At 42.2% G+C, this 19,746-nt stretch carries 17 protein-coding genes; 14 read left to right on the forward strand and 3 right to left on the reverse strand.

The genetic code is table 11. The annotated features are described in order from the left end of the window. The first annotated feature begins 142 nt into the window (after window positions 1–142). From GTQ43_RS14310 to GTQ43_RS14325, 4 genes are all read left to right on the forward strand, one after another. A complete protein-coding gene (locus GTQ43_RS14310; RefSeq protein ID WP_265273259.1) occupies window positions 143–2,830 on the forward strand; it encodes an efflux RND transporter permease subunit in 2,688 nt (895 codons plus the stop codon). Continuing rightward, complete coding sequence (gene hpnA / locus GTQ43_RS14315; RefSeq protein WP_265273260.1) at window positions 2,830–3,882, forward strand: hopanoid-associated sugar epimerase; 1,053 nt, start codon at window positions 2,830–2,832, stop codon at window positions 3,880–3,882. The genes GTQ43_RS14310 and hpnA overlap by 1 nt, the downstream gene beginning before the upstream one ends. Before the next feature lie 37 nt (window positions 3,883–3,919). Next, the gene (gene hpnH, locus GTQ43_RS14320) at window positions 3,920–4,939 is read left to right on the forward strand and encodes an adenosyl-hopene transferase HpnH (RefSeq protein WP_265273261.1); all 1,020 of its coding nucleotides are present in this window, start codon (window positions 3,920–3,922) and stop codon (window positions 4,937–4,939) included. 298 nt (window positions 4,940–5,237) lie between these two features. Further along, complete coding sequence (locus GTQ43_RS14325; RefSeq protein ID WP_265273262.1) at window positions 5,238–6,068, forward strand: alpha/beta fold hydrolase; 831 nt, start codon at window positions 5,238–5,240, stop codon at window positions 6,066–6,068. 9 nt (window positions 6,069–6,077) lie between these two features. Here the strand turns inward: GTQ43_RS14325 and GTQ43_RS14330 are convergent, their stop codons facing one another. Together GTQ43_RS14330 and GTQ43_RS14335 are read right to left on the reverse strand one after the other, a co-directional pair. Beyond that, window positions 6,078–7,166, reverse strand: coding sequence for an aliphatic sulfonate ABC transporter substrate-binding protein (locus GTQ43_RS14330; protein ID WP_265273263.1), 1,089 nt, complete (start codon window positions 7,164–7,166; stop codon window positions 6,078–6,080). A gap of 34 nt (window positions 7,167–7,200) precedes the next feature. Then, on the reverse strand, window positions 7,201–7,857 hold the full coding sequence (locus tag GTQ43_RS14335) for a class I SAM-dependent methyltransferase family protein (protein WP_265273264.1): 657 nt from the start codon (window positions 7,855–7,857) through the stop codon (window positions 7,201–7,203). Between the two features lie 781 nt (window positions 7,858–8,638). On the opposite strand from GTQ43_RS14335, the gene GTQ43_RS14340 reads away from it, so the two are divergent. From GTQ43_RS14340 to GTQ43_RS14380, 9 genes are all read left to right on the forward strand, one after another. Further along, window positions 8,639–9,160, forward strand: a complete 522-nt coding sequence (locus tag GTQ43_RS14340; RefSeq protein WP_265273265.1) for a phycocyanin subunit beta — start codon at window positions 8,639–8,641, stop codon at window positions 9,158–9,160. Between the two features lie 88 nt (window positions 9,161–9,248). Continuing rightward, window positions 9,249–9,740, forward strand: a complete 492-nt coding sequence (cpcA, locus tag GTQ43_RS14345) for a phycocyanin subunit alpha (protein ID WP_012411562.1) — start codon at window positions 9,249–9,251, stop codon at window positions 9,738–9,740. 163 nt (window positions 9,741–9,903) lie between these two features. Beyond that, entirely contained in the window at window positions 9,904–10,716 is an 813-nt protein-coding gene (locus tag GTQ43_RS14350; RefSeq protein ID WP_265273266.1) for a phycobilisome linker polypeptide, read from the forward strand. Window positions 10,717–10,888: 172 nt separating this feature from the next. Next, complete coding sequence (locus GTQ43_RS14355; protein WP_265273267.1) at window positions 10,889–11,758, forward strand: phycobilisome linker polypeptide; 870 nt, start codon at window positions 10,889–10,891, stop codon at window positions 11,756–11,758. A gap of 75 nt (window positions 11,759–11,833) precedes the next feature. Further along, entirely contained in the window at window positions 11,834–12,091 is a 258-nt protein-coding gene (locus GTQ43_RS14360) for a phycobilisome linker polypeptide (protein ID WP_265273268.1), read from the forward strand. Next, the gene (locus GTQ43_RS14365) at window positions 12,091–12,936 is read left to right on the forward strand and encodes a HEAT repeat domain-containing protein (RefSeq protein ID WP_265273269.1); all 846 of its coding nucleotides are present in this window, start codon (window positions 12,091–12,093) and stop codon (window positions 12,934–12,936) included. The genes GTQ43_RS14360 and GTQ43_RS14365 overlap by 1 nt, the downstream gene beginning before the upstream one ends. A 171-nt stretch (window positions 12,937–13,107) precedes the next feature. Next, window positions 13,108–13,836, forward strand: a complete 729-nt coding sequence (locus tag GTQ43_RS14370) for a HEAT repeat domain-containing protein (RefSeq protein WP_265273270.1) — start codon at window positions 13,108–13,110, stop codon at window positions 13,834–13,836. Between the two features lie 321 nt (window positions 13,837–14,157). Continuing rightward, the gene (locus GTQ43_RS14375; RefSeq protein ID WP_265273271.1) at window positions 14,158–14,667 is read left to right on the forward strand and encodes a HugZ family protein; all 510 of its coding nucleotides are present in this window, start codon (window positions 14,158–14,160) and stop codon (window positions 14,665–14,667) included. A gap of 64 nt (window positions 14,668–14,731) precedes the next feature. Continuing rightward, window positions 14,732–15,643 carry an alpha/beta fold hydrolase gene (locus GTQ43_RS14380; protein ID WP_265273272.1) on the forward strand — a complete coding sequence of 304 codons (912 nt, stop codon included), beginning with the start codon at window positions 14,732–14,734 and terminating at the stop codon, window positions 15,641–15,643. 83 nt (window positions 15,644–15,726) lie between these two features. On the opposite strand, the gene GTQ43_RS14385 is transcribed toward GTQ43_RS14380, so the two are convergent. Next, window positions 15,727–18,540 (reverse strand): zinc-dependent metalloprotease, encoded by a 2,814-nt coding sequence (locus GTQ43_RS14385; protein ID WP_265273273.1) that lies wholly within the window; start codon window positions 18,538–18,540, stop codon window positions 15,727–15,729. Between the two features lie 650 nt (window positions 18,541–19,190). Here GTQ43_RS14385 and GTQ43_RS14390 point away from each other — a divergent pair. Next, on the forward strand, window positions 19,191–19,586 hold the full coding sequence (locus GTQ43_RS14390) for a hypothetical protein (protein WP_265273274.1): 396 nt from the start codon (window positions 19,191–19,193) through the stop codon (window positions 19,584–19,586). The last annotated feature ends 160 nt before the right edge of the window (window positions 19,587–19,746 follow it).

Here is a 19,746-nt window from a genome sequence, read left to right on the forward strand (position 1 = left end):
CTTATTAAAACCAAGTTTCATATTTAAAAATTCTGCCACATCTGAGTGACAATAAAGAATGTTGCCCTTTTCTGGTCATAAACCCCAGGTGATTGCTGTAGCATGACTAAATAATTGTGTCACCACACGATAATTTTCCAAGATGGTAAAGCCCGATCGCTCAAAATCCGCACGAGAACTCTTCAATATTTCTAAACTAGCGATTCAATTTTCGTGGCTGACGGTGAGTTTTTGGATTGCCGTAACGGTAGCTGGGATTCTGGCATTCAGTTCTCTGAAATATGCTTTGTTTCCAGATATTACCTTTCCAGTAGTGGTTGTGAATGCTACAGCCCCACTGAAAACTGCCCTGGATACAGAGGCGAAGCTTACCAAACCGTTGGAAGAACGCCTCCGTTCCCTAGAAGGATTGGACAATATTCGCTCATCCACTTATCCTAGTCAAACTGCTGTTAGCCTTTCTTTTGCCGTTGGTACGAATTTAGAAACATCAACTAAAAACGTGGAAACTGCCCTCAAGCAGTTGACTTTGCCTCAAGGAGCAACTTCTAAAATTATTCCCTTGAATCTAAATGAGTCAGCCGCTATTAGCTACGCCATTGAGAGTAAGACGCGGAATTTCACAGATTTGACAAAGTTGGCGAAAAACGAGATTGTAACTGCGATCGCTAAACTACCAGGAGTCTTAAAAGTCTCATTACTTGGCGCTGCTAGTGCAACTCCTTCCATACCTCCAGCCAATGCAAGTTTAACGGCTCTCCCCCAAGCTGGAGCAACATTAGTCCGGTTTAATGGGCAAAATGCCCTAGCGTTTCAGGTAATTAAACGCGGTAACGCTAACACCTTAGAAGTAGTTAGTGGAGTTGAAAAAGAAGTCCAAAGACTACGCTCTACCTTCAAGGATGTCAAACTCACCTTAGCTGCTACCCAAGCAGAATATATCCGCCAAGCCACCCAGTCAACCATCGATGCTTTATTGGAAGCAGTTTTGTTGTCCATTGTGGTGATTTTTCCATTTCTGTGGAACTGGCGAGCCACCCTAATTTCAGCACTGGCGATTCCTACGTCTGTTTTAGCGACGTTTATCGTTATGGCAATTTTTGGTTTCAACTTAGAAACTATTACGCTGTTAGCTTTAGCTTTGGTGATTGGTAGTATCGTTGATGATGCGATCGTGGATGTAGAAAACATTATGCGACACATTGAAGATGGGGAAACTCCTCGCCAAGCGGCACTTCTAGCAACTAATGAAATTGGATTAACAGTAACCGCCGCCACCTTGACAGCAGTAGCAGTTTTTCTGCCTATAGGTTTGATGGGTGGAGTAATCGGTCAATTCTTCAAGCCATTCGGCATAACTGTTTCAGCAGCCATGCTTGCTTCTATGCTAGTTGCTCGGACTTTATCTCCAGTTCTGGCTATCTACTGGTTAAAACCTAAATCTTCACTTTCCCCGCGTCGAGAAGCAAGAAGTTGGGTAGCATTTGCTCAATTTTACAGAAACTTGCTGAGTTGGTCTTTGAATCACCGCAAGATAGTTATCGGATTAGCCGTCCTCAGTTTCATCGCAGGTATAGCACTGATTCCCTTAATTCCTAAAGGGTTTATTCCTAAACTCGATCGCGGCGAATTCAATATTGCTTATACGGCTCCTTTACCGAGTATCCCCGATTTGGGTAGAGGGAGACAAGGGGGACAAGGGAGTAATAATAATATTCCCAATTCCCAATTTCCAATTCCCAACCCATTAAATGATTCTCTTCAAGTTGCGAAAAAACTAGAAGATGTAGTCAGAAAATCACCAGCAGTTGAAACGGTATTTACCACTGTTGGTTCTCGTGAGGGTGAGCCGAACAAAGGCACACTATATATAAAGTTAAAGGAAGACCGCACAATCACAACTGCGGAATTACAAGACCAATTCCGCTCGACTTTACCTGTTCTTGCTGGAGTAACTACCAGTGTCGAAGATATTCAATTTGTTGATTCTGGCGGTCAAAAACCTCTCCAAATAGCTTTAAGTGGTAACGATCTCCAAGCCTTAAGTAAAGCAGTCAAGGCAATTAAAGAGAGAATTCAAAAACTACCGGGATTTGCTGATGTCACGATTACAGGTGAAACCAATCCCCAAGGTAAGGTTTTTCAAATCGAGCGTCTGAATAATCAGCGAGTAGCTTATGTGAGTGCTAATCTTGGCAAGGATCTATCTTTAGGTGATGCTACTGATAAAGTGGTAGCGGAAGCGAAGGCGGTGTTACCCTCAAATGTTTCCTTAGATTTAGGAGGAGATTCCGCTAACCAAGGTGAAGTTTTTAGCAGTTTCGGCAGTACCTTGGCTTTATCTGCCTTGTGTATTGTTGTGGTACTATTTTTACTGTTCAAAAGCTGGGTAGATCCTTTGGTAATTGGTGTCTCTTTGCCTTTAGCACTGGTGGGGGCAATGTTGGCATTACTGATTACCAAAAGCGATTTTGGTATGATCTCATTGATCGGCTTCGTCTTTTTGCTGGGGCTAGCCAATAAAAATGCCATCTTGCTTGTAGATTACATCAACCAATTACGCAACACTGGCTTAGAACGCACCGAGGCAATCCTGAAAACGGGAATAGTGCGCCTCAGACCAATTATGATGACCACTGCTTCCACTATTTTAGGAATGCTACCGATCGCATTAGGTTTAGGTGCTGGTTCCGAATTGCGATCGCCTATGGCTGTAGCGATCGCTGGTGGACTCGTAACTTCAACTATCCTCAGCTTAATTGTTGTGCCAGTAGTCTACACCGTTTTAGATGATTGGTTTCCCCGATTTAAGAAGAGAGGAACAGTTTGATGCAGGTTTTTGTCACCGGGGGTACGGGTTTTATTGGTGCCCACTTAGTACGGTTGCTCCTACAACAGGGATATGCTGTCAAAGCCTTGGTACGCTCAAGCAGCAATTTGGAAAATCTCCGCGGTTTGGATGTGGAAATTGTCAAAGGCGATTTAAACGATCCAAATCTCTGGCAACAAATGGAAGGTTGTCAATACCTATTTCATGTAGCAGCCCATTATTCCTTGTGGCAAACAGACCAAGAGTTACTTCACCATAGCAATGTTTTGGGTACGCGCAATGTATTGGCAGCAGCCCGCAAAGCACGTATTGAGCGTACCGTTTATACTAGTTCAGTAGCAGCAATTGGGGTAGGAGCATCTGGTCAAGTCGTCGATGAAACACATCAGAGTCCCTTAGAAAAGTTAGTGGGTAACTACAAAAAGTCTAAGTTTCTGGCGGAACTTGAAGCCATGCAAGCCTTTGCTACAGGTCAGGAGGTAGTTATAGTCAATCCTAGCAGCCCCATTGGTTCGTTAGATATCAAACCTACCCCAACAGGTGATATAATCTTACGGTTTTTACGACGGCAAATGCCCTTTTATCTAGATACTGGTTTGAATTTTATCGATGTGCAAGATGTGGCATGGGGGCATTTACTGGCTTTGCAACGCGGTAAATCAGGCGATCGCTATATATTAGGTCATCAAAACCTAAGTTTAAAGCAACTACTCGAACAACTCGCCGAAATCACAGGTCTAAACGCACCTCAAAGAACAGTACCCCCTTGGTTGCCCCTTAGTGTTGCCTGGGTTGATGAAAAGATTCTCGCACCCTTGGGGAAATCGCCTTCAGTGCCATTGGATGGCGTTCGGATGGCGAAACAACCTATGTATTATGATCCGACAAAGGCTGTACGAGAGTTGGGTTTACCTCAATCTTCACTGAAGGCAGCACTCAAAGAGGCTGTGGATTGGTTTATTGCTCAAGGGTATGTCAACCCCTCTGGGGAATTCAAAATTCAAAATTCAAAATTCAAAATTAAAGACCCCACAGATAAATCTTGGGGTTGAGAACGTGGTGTTTTTATAAAGAGGAGCGATCGCAACAATGGCAGTTAATCTACAACAAGCTATGGATATCGGGAAGTATCTAGTTACTCAGCGTTTGAAAGGACGTAAACGCTTCCCCTTAGTATTGATGTTAGAACCTCTTTTTCGGTGTAATCTAGCCTGTACTGGTTGTGGTAAAATCCAACATCCAGCGGAGATATTAAAGCAAAATCTCACCCCAGAACAATGCTTCGCCGCAGTGGAAGAGTGTGGCGCACCGGTTGTTTCAATTCCTGGGGGAGAGCCTTTACTACATCCCCAAATCGATCGGATTGTTCAGGGATTAATTGAGCGTAAGAAGTATATTTACTTGTGTACCAATGGTTTGTTATTAGAAAAGAGCCTAGATAAGTTTCAACCTTCCCCTTACCTGACTTTTAGCGTCCATTTAGATGGAATGCGTGAATTGCACGATCAATGTGTCGATCGCAAAGGTGTTTTTGATATTGCTGTCAAAGCCATTCGTGCCGCTAAAGCTAAAGGCTTTCGTGTCACCACTAACACGACTATCTTTGAGGGTACCCAACCCAAAGATATGCAAGAGTTCTTTGACTTTATAGAAACCCTAAATACTGACGGGATGATGATTTCTCCCGGCTACAGCTACGAGTGGGCACCAGATCAAGATCATTTCCTCCACCGAGAACAAACCCGCGCCCTCTTCCGGGAAATTCTGGCTCCACACAAAGCTGGTGAAAAAAACTGGAACTTCAATCACAATCCGCTATTCTTAGATTTTCTCACTGGTGAGAAAGACTACGAATGCACACCTTGGGGTAGCCCTAGTTATAGCGTTCTCGGTTGGCAAAAACCTTGTTATCTGCTGAACGAAGGTTATTATTCTACCTTCAAGGAATTACTAGCACAAACTGACTGGAGTCAATACGGCCAGAAGAGTGGTAATCCCAAGTGTGTCGATTGCATGGTTCACTGCGGTTACGAACCTACCGCCGCAATGGATGCAATGCAACCGCAAAATATGGCGCGCGCCCTTGGTAGTGTGTTCGGTAAGAGTTAGAGATGTTCAAGAAATAAAAAACTCCACCCACAAGGGGAGCAGGGGGAGCAGGGGGAGCAGGGGAGCAGGGGAGCAGGGGGAGTAAAGAGGCATTTTTAGTATTTTTTACTATCGAAACAGACTGCTTCTACACTTATCTTCTTTCTCTTCCCCTGCCTCCCCTGCCTCCCCTGCTTACCCTGCCTCCCCTGCCTCCCCTGCTTACCCATCTCACAAAATCGCATTGCTCCCACGCACCACTACCAGCATGCTACTCCTCCTAAACTAATTTCTAGGAAATTTATCAGGAAAAATACTCATGCCATTTGTATCTGTTCGTGATTTGCAAATGTATTATGAGATTCGCGGCACAGGTCAGCGCCTACTTAGTATTAGTGGTACTGGAGGTGACTTGCGGCGATCGCCTACTATTTTTCAATCACCCCTTGGTCAACACTTTGAAATCCTAGCTTACGATCAACGCGGTCTTGGTCAAACCTCAAAACCCGATATTCCCTACACATTAGCAGATTACGCAGCTGATGCTGACTCTTTGCTCAATGCATTAGGGTGGGAGAACTGCCATGTCATAGGGATTTCCTTTGGAGGGATGGTAGCCCAAGAATTAGCACTGCGCTATCCCCATCGCGTTGAACGTTTGGTTTTAGCATGTAGTAGCAGTGGCGGTGCTGGTGGGTCATCATATCCACTGCATGAACTCGCGAACCTTCCTAATGAAGAACTGGCACATCGGCAAATCACCATTACTGATAGCCGTTGGCAAAATCAGGACTGGCTCTCTGAGAGAACTACACTATTAGAGGAACTAGTAAAACTGATGGTAGCAAGTTTTCAAGAAGATTCAGACGAACCAAGTCGCCAAGTTGGTCGTCGTCGGCAACTTGAGGCTCGTGCTGCTCACGATACCTATAATCGGCTTTCTCAACTGCATATACCTGTTTATATCTGCGGTGGTCGTTATGATGGCATATCTCCTCCTGCTAATCTTGAGGCAATACACAAACAGATACCGGGTTCAGACTTAGAATTCTTTGAGGGTGGTCATAGCTTTCTCTACCAAGATCCACAAGCATTTAAACGGATTATAGAATTTCTACAAATCCAAAATCTAAAATCTAAAATTGTTTAACCCTGAAAGTTACTTTTGGCTAATAGATTCTGGAGTAATTGCCGCATATTGTTCAGGTGTCAGTACAGCTTCCTGAATATTCACATCTTTAGGAATCACACGATATTTATAAAAGTAATCTGCAATTTTCTGTTGTTCCTTAATTAACTCTGGAGAAATGGCTCTCAAGCCATAAGTGCGGCGGCTAACTACCTTTTCTATGATATCAGGAGGTAGTTTTTGGATTGGCCCGATGATTTTTGCTACTTCTTTGGGATTTGCCTCAGCCCAGCGATGGAGTTTATCAATCTCCTCAATCACTATCCGCAGAATTCCAGGATTGTCAACCGCAAACTGCCTTGCACCAATATAATATCCACCAGGTGTATCAAGTCCTTGGGCAGTCTTAATTACTCGGATCTTACCTGCTTTTTCAGCCAAAGCTAAATAAGGATCGCCAGCTACCCAAACCGGAATTTTCCCTTCTAGAAAAGCACTACTAGCTTCCACGGTGGGTATACTCAAAATTTTAATATCACTGGGTTTTAAACCGGCATCTTCTAAAGCCCTAAAGACAAAATAGTGAGATGCAGAAGCTTTTTGAAATACTATTTTTTGTCCTTTGAGATCCTTGACACTCTTAATAGGAGAATTTGGTGGGACAGCAATCACACTTGCTCTTCCTGTGGTTGGAGTGCGTCGAGAACCAACAACATAAACGATTTGAGCGCCAGCAGCTTGGGCGAAAATAGGCGGAGTTTCCCCAACGGAACCCAAATCGATTTTACCGACATTCATCGCTTCCATTAGCTGTGGCCCTTGGACAAATTGTGCCCACTCCACCTTTACTCCTAGAGGTTCTAGACGCTTTTCTAATACTTTTTGCGATCTGACCAAATCACCTGCTGATTGATATCCCATACGGAGTACCTTAGCTTTGATTCCAGATGAATTGGTATCAGATACATTTGTTGCAGCAGAAGGGGTTTGAGCTTTTTGCCCTTCGGCTGTGCAACTAACTAATGTTAATGAAGTTGCTAAGGTTAGCAATCCTGGTGCTAAGAGCCGGCTGACACGGCGAAAGATATTTGTATACTGAGGTTTAACTGTAGCGACCATAATTTTTCTGAAAGAATTGTTTTAAAGGTATTATTTACCTGGCTTTATTTGGAACACCAGTAAAGGCAAAGAACTGTTGTTCTTTGGGTGCAGCTAAACTTTCACCAAGATAACGATGAATACCTACTCCCATGTCTCCTGTTGCGGTGAGTTTGAAGTTGATTTCTTCAAATCCATGTTCGCGGAAAAATTTACGGACAGTCTCAGAATGGGCAATACCCTGAGAATGGCCACGAGTCCAAATCACAAAAGCACCTTGCTTGCTAAGAAAACTCAGATTTGTCAGCAAACGATTCAATTCAGTTTCATCTGCGAGATTGCCGAATACACCACAGACAATCACAATGTCTGCTGGTACTGCTCCTGCATAGTTTGAGGAGATAGTTGCATCACCATTGATAAACTCAATTTGTTTTGTCAAACCCAATGATTCTATTGTTTCTTGTCCACGTTCAACTAGCTGTGGATTTAGCTCTACAAGTCGCGCATGAACATCTTTTGCCCGTGGGTGATTTGATAGGGTTCCTAGCAAATCTCGCCCATCGCCCGCGCAAACGCTAATTACACGGATTAACCCTGGTTGGGACAAATTCAAGCTATGGGCAATGTATTCCTGCACAATTTGCAGGCGTTGTTGAAGTTTCGGTTCGTTCTTGTAGAGGTCGTGCCATTCAAACCAGTCTTTGACCATAAGAGATGATTTCCCTTTCCATTAACTACAAGTCTGCAAAGTGACAAATATGCTGGGTAATTTAAACTACGGTAATTTTATCAAGAAACCGTATTTTATGATTGAACGCAGACTATCATGAAAATTTATCTAAAATCAAGTCTTTTTTCTGGAGTTGCATCTTTACATAGTTTTTCGGAATGAATGCAATCCAGTGACAGGGGCATTAAGTAGCAAATAATACACGAATTAGCGTGCGATGCTTGCAGTGGGCTACACCTAAGTAGTAATGCAAAAATAAATATACATTTGTCATTGCGAATGGAGCAAAGCGGAATGAAGCAATCCCAAGACCTTGGGATTGCTTCGCTACATTTAATTCCGCTCGCAATGACATAAATATTTGTGCATACGCAACCTACGCAAACTTTTAAGGGATTTACTAGGAATATGTCATCGCATATTTTGAGATGGAGAGAAGCCAATAGGTAAATGTAAACTTGTGTAAACTAAATTAACAAACATAACAATAATTTGTAATAAATAATGATACGGCAGCATTGTATAAAGAGAACTTGGAAGTAAAAAACAACATCTTAATCAGGTTTTCCAGTCGTTCACAGAAGTTTGAAGTTTTTTAACAAAAGTTTTAATCTGAAAGCCTGGAGATCGTAAACTTATTTCGTGGATGTCTGTTTTAAACCTTTCGTAACTCGTCAGGCAGTGCTGACATCAAAAAACTGGACTATTTCAGTTTTGAGTCCAATTATTCTTAACCAAGCAAAGTAGGAGATTTAACGCAATGGTTTTAGATGCATTTGCAAAAGTAGTTTCCCAAGCTGATACACGTGGGGAATACCTCTCCGATGCACAATTGGATGCATTGAGCGAACTAGTCAAAGATGGTAACAAGCGTGCAGATGCTGTTAACCGGATTACCAGCAATGCTTCCGCTCTTGTTGCTGCTGCGGCTCGTGATTTGTGGGCAGAACAACCCCAATTGATCACTCCCGGCGGTAATGCTTACACCAGCCGTCGCGCTGCTGCTTGCATCAGAGATTTGGACATCATTCTTCGCTACATCACCTATGCAATCTTTGCTGGCGATTCCAGCGTCCTAGATGATCGTGCCCTCAACGGTTTGCGTGAAACCTACTTGGCATTGGGAACCCCAGGAGCTTCAGTTGCTGTTGGTATTCAAAAGCTAAAACAAGCTTCCCTAGCCATCGTTAACGATACAAACAACATCACCAGAGGCGATTGCAGCGCTTTGGTAGCTGAAATCGCTAGCTATTTTGATCGTGCTGCTTCAGCTGTAGCTTAAGGCAGATACTGCTGCTATTGACTGAGATAATTGTCCATTAGGGCAAAACAAAATTTCAACCAAAAGTTTGTAAAAGGGAAATACCAAAATGACAAAAACACCTCTAACTGAAGCAATTGCATCGGCTGACTCCCAAGGTCGCTACCTCAGCAGCACCGAAATTCAAGTTGCTTTTGGTCGCTTCCGTCAAGCACCAGCTAGCTTACAAGCAGCAAAAGCATTGAGCGCTAATGCTCAACGCTTGACCGAAGGTGCTGCTCAAGCAGTGTATAACAAGTTCCCTTACACCACCCAACAACAAGGCCCTAACTTCGCGTCTGATGCACGCGGTAAAGGCAAGTGTGTTCGTGATGTTGGCTACTACTTGCGGATTATCACATACGCTTTAGTTGTTGGTGGCACAGGCCCCTTGGATGATTTCTTGATTTCTGGCTTGGCTGAAATCAACCGCACTTTTGACCTATCTCCTAGCTGGTACATTGAAGCTCTCAAGTACATCAAAGCTAACCACGGTCTAAGCGGCGACCCAGCTGTTGAAGCAAATTCTTACATCGACTATGTAATCAATACTCTAAGCTAGAGTGTTTCTTTAGCCCGGAGAGGAAATCAGCTCTTATGACAAGTGAGTTCTATGAGTTGCTTACCTCTCCGGGCAGTTTTATTTTCAAAAGACTGTTAAAAGACTAGAAAAAATTTTTCTAAAAAGTTTTCAGTTTTGCAGTTAAAACTGAGGAGGTTTAAATATGGCAGCTTTGGGACAAGCAGCAAGATTAGGGATTGGAGCATTCGAAAACTCAGCACCGGTAGAACTACGTCCCGATAGAACTGAAGCAGATGTAGCAGTGGTTATCAGGGCAGCTTACCGTCAGGTTTTGGGTAATGCATACCTCCTAGAAGGAGAGCGTTTGGAGAGTGCCGAATCACTTTTGCAGCAAGGTGCAATCTCAGTTCGGGGATTTGTGCAAGCCATTGCTCAATCGGAACTCTATCGGGATAAGTACTTCCACTCTAACTCCCAAACTCGGTTTATCGAGTTAAATTATAAGCATTTATTGGGGCGGGCCCCAGAAGATGAGTCAGAGATTTCGTATCATGTTGAGCTTTATAACTCACAAGGTTACGAAGCTGAAATTAACTCCTACATTGACTCATTAGAATATCAAGAGAGTTTTGGCGAAAATATTGTGCCCTACTATCGAGGCTTTAAGAGTCAGGTAGGACAGAAGAACGTTGGATATAGCCGACTGTTCCAACTATATCGGGGTTATGCCAATAGCGATCGCGCCCAAGGACAAAAACAAGGACGGCTAACCTGGGAAGTCGCTAAAAATCTAGCTTCACCCATTTATCCAGTCTCTGCTGGAGCCTTAACCGGTCTTTCTACAGGTGGTCGTGGGGAAACATATCGCATCAGAGTGCTACAAGCAGCTTCTCCAAATTCAACTGTAGTGCGCCGTGGAACTGCGGAATTGATCGTACCCTACGAGCAACTGTCTAGTAAATTGCAGCAGTTGAATCGCAAAGGCAGTAGAGTTATTAGCATTACTGCCGTATAAAAGGGAATCGGGAATTAACTGAGGAGTTAGGAGTAAGGAGTGAGGAGTGAGGAGTGAGGAGTTAGAAGTTATGAGTTTTAAATTCCTAACTATACCCCTACTCTTAACTCCTAACTCTTAACTCCTAACTCCTAATTTTTCCAATTACTAATTACAAAAGGAAAATTCACCAATGGCTATTACAACAGCAGCGTCCCGTCTAGGAACGGAACCTTTTAGCGACCAATCTCCTGTAGAATTGCGTCCCAATGCAAGTAAAGAAGATATAGAGAGAGTAATTGCTGCCGTCTATCGTCAAGTGTTGGGCAACAACTATATATTGGCATCTGACCGCCTCGAAAGTGCTGAATCTATCCTGCGGGATGGAAAAAATACAGTACAAGAATTTGTGCGGCAAGTCGCTAAATCAGAACTGTACAAAACCAAGTTTTTCTACGACAATTTCCAAACTCGCGTTATCGAACTGAACTATAAACATTTGTTGGGTCGTGCCCCTTATGATGAGTCTGAAGTGGTCTATCACTTAGACTTGTACCAAAACAAGGGATATGAAGCCGACATCGATTCTTATATTGATTCGTCAGAGTATCAATCGAGCTTTGGTGAAAATATAGTGCCTTACTATCGCGGCTTTAAAACCCAAACAGGACAGAAAACTGTCGGATTTAGCCGGATATTCCAACTTTATCGCGGCTATGCCAGCAGCGATACCTCCCAACTCAAAGGCAAGTCCTCCCGTCTTGCTGCCGAACTGGGACGCAACAGTGCATCTATCGTTGTTCCTCCATCTGGTGGCCCTTCAGGTTTTTCATACGTTGCTTCCGAAAAAGGTGTTACCCCCAACAGCACTTTTGGTGGTGCGGGAACATTTGGTAAAGAAGGCAGACTCTACCGCATTGAAGTGGCAGGTGTTTTCGGTGCTGGATATCCTAGCACCCGCCGGGTAAATCAAGCGGTGGTAATACCTTATGAAGAACTATCTAGCTACTTCCAAAGAGTAGTAAAACAAGGTGGTAAAATAGCTAGTGTGAAACCACTTTAGTGTCATTTGTCAATAGTCATTAGTTATGAATTAATGACTATTGAAAACTTGAAATTTAAAATTTGGAAGTGATTTATGCTTGGACAAATTAGTAGTAGAACTAGTAGTCGTTACTTTCGGTATGAAGTAGTCGGTTTACGTCAAAGCGAAGAAACCGAAAAAACCAACTATGCCATTCGTTCTAGCGCCACTGTGTTTTTTACAGTGCCTGAGAACAGGATGAATAAAGAAATGCAGAGAATTACTCGCTTAGGTGGCAAAATAGTCAGTATTCAACCATTGAATGCTGAAGCGAAAACAGATAGCGAACAAAGCGCTCCTCCTTCTTCCTAATGAATTCTAGTCCACAGAAATTTGAAGATTTATCACCGACAGATGACAATGGCGACGGTGGATCTTTAACGGTAGAGCAAGCGATCGCTAATCTTGAAAGTGCAGATTTAGGCTTGCGATTTTATGCTGCCTGGTGGTTGGGTAGGTTTCGCATAAGTGAACCAGCTGCGGTTACAGGACTGATCAAAGCTTTAGAGGATGAAGCCGATAGAACACCAGAAGGTGGATATCCTCTGCGACGGAATGCAGCTAGGGCATTAGGGAAACTCAGCGATCGCCAAGCAGTCTCACCTTTAATTGCATGTTTAGACTGCTCAGATTTTTATGTACGGGAAGCAGCAGCACAATCCTTAGAAATGCTAGGCGATCCGGTTTGTATTCCCGCCTTAATCAAGCTATTAGTAGTAGGTTTGCAGGGAGAGCAACTTTGCTCGCAGCAGCCTGATTTATCTCAACCCTACGAAGCCATTTTAGAAGCCTTGGGAACCTTGAGGGCAACTGAAGTTATTCCTTTAGTAAAGCCATTTTTAGAGCATCCAATTGAATTGGTGCAATATGCAGCTGCGCGAGCTATGTATCAATTAACCCAAGAACCAGCTTATGGAGAACGCTTAGTAAAGGCTTTGGCGGGTGAGAGATTGCAATTGCGTCGAGCAGTGTTAGCAGATTTGGGAGCCATTGGATATCTACCCGCAGCAGATGCGATCGCACAGACTCTTGCTGAAAATAGCCTCAAGCTCATTTCTCTCAAAGGATTACTAGAACATCAAGTTAATCACATCACACCAATCACTTTGCCAGAAGGTGCAATTAAAGTCATTAATTTAATGGACTCGCTGCTGTAGTCATAAATTATAGATAATTAAGTTGTCATTAATACGTTATCACCAAATGTTTACCACACATAAACCCCCAGCCCAACTACAAAATTAGGCTTAGGGGATTTATGTATGGTGTCAGCTACGGATAACTTAAGCTACAATTGGCTGACGGCTAATTACTCATGAAAAATTGTTATGAATAACAGCGATCTTGCCCCAGTATTGATCCGTGCTGTACAAGAAGCAGACTCATCAGAGCGTTTAGTAGACGCAGTTCAAGAGTTAGCAGCAGCAGGTATAGAGGAATCCGTTCCGACTCTAATTGCAGCTTTGGGCTACAACAATCCAGGGGCGGCGGTGGCAGCGGTAGATGGACTGATTGCGATCGGGGAACCCGCAGTATCCCCACTGTTGGAACTAATTGATGACTACAACTATGGTGCTAGGGCTTGGGCACTTCGTGCCTTAGCGGGAATTGGCGATGTTCGGGCGCTGAATACCTTGCTAGAGGCAGCAAAAACCGATTTTTCCCTGAGTGTGCGGCGGGCAGCTGCCAGAGGATTAGGTACTTTGCGCTGGCATCAAGTACCACCTGAAAAATTGGAATCAATTCAGACTCAGGTACTAGAGGCGCTATTATTAATTGCTCAAGATCCAGAATGGGTAGTGCGCTATGCAGCAGTGACGAGTTTAGAAACACTAGCCATTGCGATCGCAGTCACTTTACCCGATCAAGCGTCGCGCATAACAAATCAACTTCAGCACATGCTCGATACAGATGTTGATCTCGGAGTTCGTACTCGTGTAAAGTTTGCACAGCAAAAAATTCAGCCGCCACAACATCAAGAAGCATTTGCACCAGGAATACCTGGAATAAAGCTACAAGAAACTGAAGTGGCTCATCGTGGCGATAGCAGACGGTAATTCGTAATTAAGTTTTGTGACGGGGATTTAGACTATTTGACATCTGGTGAAAAAGAATCTAGAGACGCGATATATCGCGTCTCTACAATGGTTTTACATAACGTATGTTTAATTTCTGGAGATGTCTATTTGATTGAGCGCTGACAGCGAAGCCCTGTACAAAACTTGCTGCGACTCGAATGAGCGAAACCCCTAGAATTTGTTAAAGGTAGACAAACTATCTTTGGCATTCCATGCCACATCAAATAGCCTGTCGTAGAAATCACTCAATCACGTTAGGATACTTAATTAGGCGTTCCTAATAAGCGTGGTAATTTATTTATGAGTCAACTTGAAAACATTCAAGCTGAATACGAAAAGTTTCCTGAAGCATTTGAGAGTGTAATTATTAGCACCGTGAGCGCGGAGGCAATACCCAATGCTAGTTATGCTCCCTTTGTAATGGATGATTCTAAGAATATCTACATTTACGTCAGTGGTCTTTCAACTCATACCAAAAATCTCTATGCCAATCCTCATCTTAGTGTCTTGTTTATCGAGGATGAAGCCAAGAGTAATCTAATTTTTGCTCGTCGTCGTTTGAGTTTTGATTGTACAGCAACTTTAGTAGAGCGTGAAACTAACGAGTGGAATCAGATTGTTGAGCAATTTCAAGGGCGGTTTGGTCAAATTATCGAGGTTTTACGCGGCTTGTCTGACTTTCGGATTTTCCAACTAACTCCTAGTGAAGGTCGTTTTGTAGTTGGTTTTGGGGGAGCGTATCATATCAGTGGTGATAACCTTCATCAACTTGTTCAGATCGCAGGAGATGCTGACAAAAAGCAAGAATGAATTATGAGTTATCCTGGTAATTTTGCCTTTGCCTAAAGTGCTATTAAACTAACTCTTTAATTTTATGCTTCAGTTTCAACCTCTTGGTTTTGGACATAAACTTATCCATACATCCTTGGGGGCAATGGTTTACTATACCCAAACGAATGCACCTTGGGCGATCGCCCCTAGCGTTGGCGGAGCGATCGCTGACACTGAATATTTACGCCCACTACTATTTCTGCATAACTTTGGTGGTGGGGCATCTGCATACGAATGGTCTAAAGTTTACCCAGCTTTTGCCTCTAATTACCGCATTTTAGCGCCCGATTTAATCGGCTGGGGAGAATCGGCTCATCCAGTCCGAGATTATAAAATTAGGGATTATCTCAACACGATCGCAGAGTTTATCATCCAAACTTGTCATCAGCCGGTAATAGTAGTAGCCTCATCTCTAACAGCCGCTTTTGCCATCCGCCTAGCCATTCTTCAACCCAATTTATTCAAAGCATTATTTTTGGTGTGTCCCTCTGGATTTGATGATTTTGGGCAAGGTGCTGGACGCAGACTTCCGCTTTCGGCGATCAATACGCCTCTGCTGGACAATTTTATTTATATGCTTGGTGCTGAAAATGAAATTGCAGTTAGAAATTTTTTACAAAGTTTTCTGTTTGCCAAGTCACAACGAGTATCTCAAGAGATGGTGGAGGCTTATTTAACCTCTGCACAACAGTCTAATGCCAAGTTTGCTGCTTTAGCATTTTTGCGTGGCGATCTTTACTTTGATTTGAGTTTATATATTCAACAACTGATAATTCCCACAGTGATGTTTTGGGGAGAAAAGGCACAATTTACCAACATCAAATTAGGACAACGCTTGGCAAATTTAAATCCAGATGCGATTCAAAATTTTTATGCGATCGCAGATGCAGGAATATTACCTCATTTGGAAATCCCAGAAGTTGTAATTGGTCTATTGCAACGATATCTTGCGTAACTGGGGAGTGGGGAGATGAGGGAGATGAGGGAGACAAGGGAGATGAGAAGAATAATCAATGCCCAATGCCCAACTTATAATATCTACTTAGAGAGTAACTGTGCATTTAATGCTTTAGTGATGCGATCGCCAGAAGCTTCTAAATGGGCTAAGGTGTAAATATCAAGGCTTTCAACCTCCGGGTTTGCAGTCGCTTCAAGGGAGGGAACCCCGCCAACACGCTGCTCACCAAGTTGTTTGAGTTTGACATCAATGGCTTCTTGTAATTGGTGTAATTTATACCAAGCTAATGTCCGCCCATCTTCAGGTGTATTAGTAGTACCCAACATCATCTCTAGCAAAATATTCAGATATTCCCGTTGCAATGAACGACGGACGCTAGAAATTGGCTTTGGTTCTCCTGGAGTTAAAACTTCTGTCCAGATGCCTGTTTGCAGAGTGTCAAACAGTTCTGGTATGGAAAGGGCTTGTCCAGGGAGGCTTTTTAATTCTATATCTTGTAAACGATTCAGGCGATCGCTGTGTAATAGCGATCGCAGCACCGCACTTTGAAAATTCAGAATGCGATCGTGAATTGGATAATCAAGGCGGCTATTAGGTACAGAACTACCCCAGTGTTCCCAGCGCGAGGATGCTAATTGATTAAGCAATTGTGGTGAAAAACTGAAAGCATCCTCAGCAAACACATACTCTTGCAACTTCGTCAATGCCTGACGTTGTTTTAATAGTGAAACTGGTACAAATGCCCAAGAAGCATTATCATTGGCATTGTGGCGTAAAAATGATTGTCCACCAATGTATTTGGAAAGCAAAGTTGCATTCCGAAAATAATATTTAAGTACTATATTGAATCTGAGGCGCAGGTTACTATAGTTTTCTCCCTTCGATAGATAACCCTTGTGAAGGTTTTGCCACATAATGCGAGCATTATCCATTTGCCACTGCGAATAAAGTAGCACATCACTACTCATATCCCAAACATTTGCCAAAGGATTGATGTCCCACACATCTTCATCGGTTGCGTAAGATAATTCTGGTTGAGGTGATGCTAGTACAATCTGTTCTAAAAAACTTTTTTCTGCTTCTGGAATTATCCCCTCAAGCACAACTGATGGGCTTGTTTTATAACCATATTCAATTGCCCATTCATCATAAGGGCCAACAACTCCTGGGAAATAGTCACCTTGCTCTACTCCCTGTGGTGCTATGTTCACAGGTAGATAGTCCATTACTGAACCTACTAAACCTTTAGTGTGAGTGATTTCAGTATTATTTAATTCTTCAGGCGTTAACATAGTGCTGCCTTGAAAGTTGTGGCGCAAACCAAGAGTGTGCCCGACTTCGTGAGCGATGAGAGAACGCAAATATTGATGCACATACTCCTTTATCGTTTCACTGTTAGGTGCAATATTTGGCAAAATTGATAATGCTAACGCTCCCATAGCTGCTTGATTTGAAGATTCCATACTATAGCAGAACTCAGAAGAAGGCAGAAGATAACTATTAGCATCTATCTTCTGACTTCTAGCTTTTAGTTTTTCACTTCCCCGAATAACTTGACATCGATTTTTGCCCACTTGGGAAAATTGTCCATCGGTGAAAAATGAATTAGCTTCCATCAGTGCATGATATTCTTGTTGAATTAATAGCACCATATTGGCATCCACAATAATATCTGCATCTAATATTTCTCCGGTGAATGGGTTGACGCGCATCGGCCCTCTAGCAAAACCTGCATCCAAAGAATTGAACCAGCGAATAGTGTTGTAATGTATATCTGCTGGTTGCCAATTAGCATCATCTGGCATTTGCTGTACTTCAATAGCATTTTTAAATCCGGCTTTTTCAAATGCTTTGTTCCACATCAAAACACCTTCACGAATTGCATCGCGGTACTCTAGTGGCACAGCATTTTCAATCCAATATACAATTGGCTTTTTAGGTGGAGATAAGGGAGCGTTAGGATCGGATGGTTCTAGATGCCAGCGATTGATATAACGTACATAAGATTCGTGAGGATTATTATTAGATAAATTTTGGAAAGCAGTAATAAAATATCCCACTCTATCATCGGCTAGTCTGGGAATGTAACCATTATTTTCTCCAAGTTGAGAAAAACTGTAATGTACCTTCAGAGTAAGTGCCCTACTATCAGGTACTGTAACTAAGTTTGCTCCTTCTTGTGATGAAAAACCGTAAATAGAATCAATCTCTATATTTTCTGGAAAGCTGTTAACATCGCCAAAATATGACTTACGTGTATCCAAGTGATAATCAGCCTGTAAAGAGTATTTCAATAGGGTAGTTAGCCCAGGAAAATCCTGCATTAGCAGTTCATTCAGATCGATCAGGATATTTTTAGTCTGTGGATGAATAGTGACTATTTCGAGTGAATAAAGAACTGAGTCGCTAAATGAACGAGCAAGCGATCGCTGTTCTTGTCTACTTTCTGCACGGAATTTTACATTCCGCACAACAAAGTGCAATCTATTATGTACTAATCGAAAGTAGAAGATAAAATCAGAAAGAGGTAATCCACTATAAATCCCACTTTCCCCAATACCTGATTCTAATGTCACTATGGCTAGATAGTCTTTATTTAGCTGCTCTGGTTTAATTTCTAAGTAAATTTTACCCGAATCGTCAGTGCAATAAAGTGTAAAGAGTCCTTCTAGTTTATCTATCCCTTTGACAATCTCATTCGATCGGCAAAAATCTTCCTTTTTACTCTTAGCAAGATTATTGTCAATACTTGTTACATTTTCAACTGCTGGGAGTGCATTTACTTGCTGCACATCAATGTTTGAAAGTTCGTTTGCTCCTGCGTAACCACTCGATAAGAACAAGTTATACAGTAATACTATACAGATTGCTAATTTCCTTATCCAGTATTTCATCCTTTAGCTTTCCACCTGAAGCAGTTCTTGTGTTTAGGAAAAAATGTGGATTAATTTGCTGTCTGCAAACCCTTCAAATATCTAGGGATTACGCTATAAATCCACTCAATCAGACAAACAATGCCTCTAGCCTAAAAATCGTGTGACTATTCATTATTATTGGTAGCTATTTATAAATTATCCATTAAGTCTTTATGTCTTAAGACAGATAATTTTTATAACCAAAGATATATGTTTTTTACTTCTATTGGTATTAAAAACCAAATGTAGCATTTAAAATGTATTTAGTGCTACATTTGGGGATTGAGCAATCCAAAGTATGATTTATAAACAAAGAGTGAGGCTAATAAGAAAGCTGTTATTAAGCAAATAAATGCTTTTTTCGGCTGACTTGTGGAAATATATGGTAATCCCTTCTCCAAAGCCGTAACTAACGAAAAAGTAGTTTCGTGTAGTAGTAAAAGCAAGTATACCAATTCCCCGCGTCTATGTGATGTTAAAATCAAGCAATATACAGTTAGGTAGATAGGCACAACTAAATGCATCCCGATCTATTTCCTTTTCATAACTGAGATATGCCTTTTGTTAGAAGGATCGTTACCTTTTTATAGTTAATCTTTATTTGTACTCCAAAAAGCAGACTAATTGGCATGACAAATTTGATTTCTAGGACGATTGGTTATATCAGTTCTCTACTTAAAGAACTTCAGTTAAAAAGGTTTTTAACTGTTATCTTAGTTGGTTTTCTAGTGCTGACGACGAATGTTAATTATGGACACAACGAAAAGGCATTAGGTGAGAGAGTTCGTGAACAGGTACAGCAAGATGATTCTCAAAGACCTAAAACAATAGGTGAGTGGAATAAAGAAGCTCGTGAAACAGAAGGTTCTCCTGGTAAACGACTTCAGAAAATTGGAGAAGAGTCAGCAGAAGCCTTTAAACAGTTTGGAGCAGGATACGTAGAGGGTACTCAGAAAACTGCTAGTGATGTAGGCAATAGTGCCGCACAGACAGGCAAAGATATCTCTAACCAAGTTCGGCGCTAAATGCGTTGTAATTTCATACTTAAGGTAATTCATTTATCTGGGCAGTTTCATAAAATATAGGTCATTAGTAGGAGCGTACAGCCAGATGTATGCTCCTACTTCGTGTTGCATCCAAAATCGTATTAGTTTCCCAACCTTGGCTGCTACTTTCACATTTTTC

The sequence above is a fragment of the Nostoc sp. KVJ3 genome (assembly GCF_026127265.1).
Lineage (GTDB): Bacteria > Cyanobacteriota > Cyanobacteriia > Cyanobacteriales > Nostocaceae > Nostoc.

Excerpts from the sequence above, each read along its gene's own strand:
- GTQ43_RS14310 (WP_265273259.1), top strand. The coding sequence starts at position 143 with ATGGTAAAGCCCGATCGCTCAAAATCCGCACGAGAACTCTTCAATATT.
- hpnA (WP_265273260.1), top strand. The coding sequence starts at position 2,830 with ATGCAGGTTTTTGTCACCGGGGGTACGGGTTTTATTGGTGCCCACTTA.
- hpnH (WP_265273261.1), top strand. The coding sequence starts at position 3,920 with ATGGCAGTTAATCTACAACAAGCTATGGATATCGGGAAGTATCTAGTT.
- GTQ43_RS14325 (WP_265273262.1), top strand. The coding sequence starts at position 5,238 with ATGCCATTTGTATCTGTTCGTGATTTGCAAATGTATTATGAGATTCGC.
- GTQ43_RS14330 (WP_265273263.1), bottom strand. The coding sequence starts at position 7,166 with ATGGTCGCTACAGTTAAACCTCAGTATACAAATATCTTTCGCCGTGTC.
- GTQ43_RS14335 (WP_265273264.1), bottom strand. The coding sequence starts at position 7,857 with ATGGTCAAAGACTGGTTTGAATGGCACGACCTCTACAAGAACGAACCG.
- GTQ43_RS14340 (WP_265273265.1), top strand. The coding sequence starts at position 8,639 with ATGGTTTTAGATGCATTTGCAAAAGTAGTTTCCCAAGCTGATACACGT.
- cpcA (WP_012411562.1), top strand. The coding sequence starts at position 9,249 with ATGACAAAAACACCTCTAACTGAAGCAATTGCATCGGCTGACTCCCAA.
- GTQ43_RS14350 (WP_265273266.1), top strand. The coding sequence starts at position 9,904 with ATGGCAGCTTTGGGACAAGCAGCAAGATTAGGGATTGGAGCATTCGAA.
- GTQ43_RS14355 (WP_265273267.1), top strand. The coding sequence starts at position 10,889 with ATGGCTATTACAACAGCAGCGTCCCGTCTAGGAACGGAACCTTTTAGC.
- GTQ43_RS14360 (WP_265273268.1), top strand. The coding sequence starts at position 11,834 with ATGCTTGGACAAATTAGTAGTAGAACTAGTAGTCGTTACTTTCGGTAT.
- GTQ43_RS14365 (WP_265273269.1), top strand. The coding sequence starts at position 12,091 with ATGAATTCTAGTCCACAGAAATTTGAAGATTTATCACCGACAGATGAC.
- GTQ43_RS14370 (WP_265273270.1), top strand. The coding sequence starts at position 13,108 with ATGAATAACAGCGATCTTGCCCCAGTATTGATCCGTGCTGTACAAGAA.
- GTQ43_RS14375 (WP_265273271.1), top strand. The coding sequence starts at position 14,158 with ATGAGTCAACTTGAAAACATTCAAGCTGAATACGAAAAGTTTCCTGAA.
- GTQ43_RS14380 (WP_265273272.1), top strand. The coding sequence starts at position 14,732 with ATGCTTCAGTTTCAACCTCTTGGTTTTGGACATAAACTTATCCATACA.
- GTQ43_RS14385 (WP_265273273.1), bottom strand. The coding sequence starts at position 18,540 with ATGAAATACTGGATAAGGAAATTAGCAATCTGTATAGTATTACTGTAT.
- GTQ43_RS14390 (WP_265273274.1), top strand. The coding sequence starts at position 19,191 with ATGACAAATTTGATTTCTAGGACGATTGGTTATATCAGTTCTCTACTT.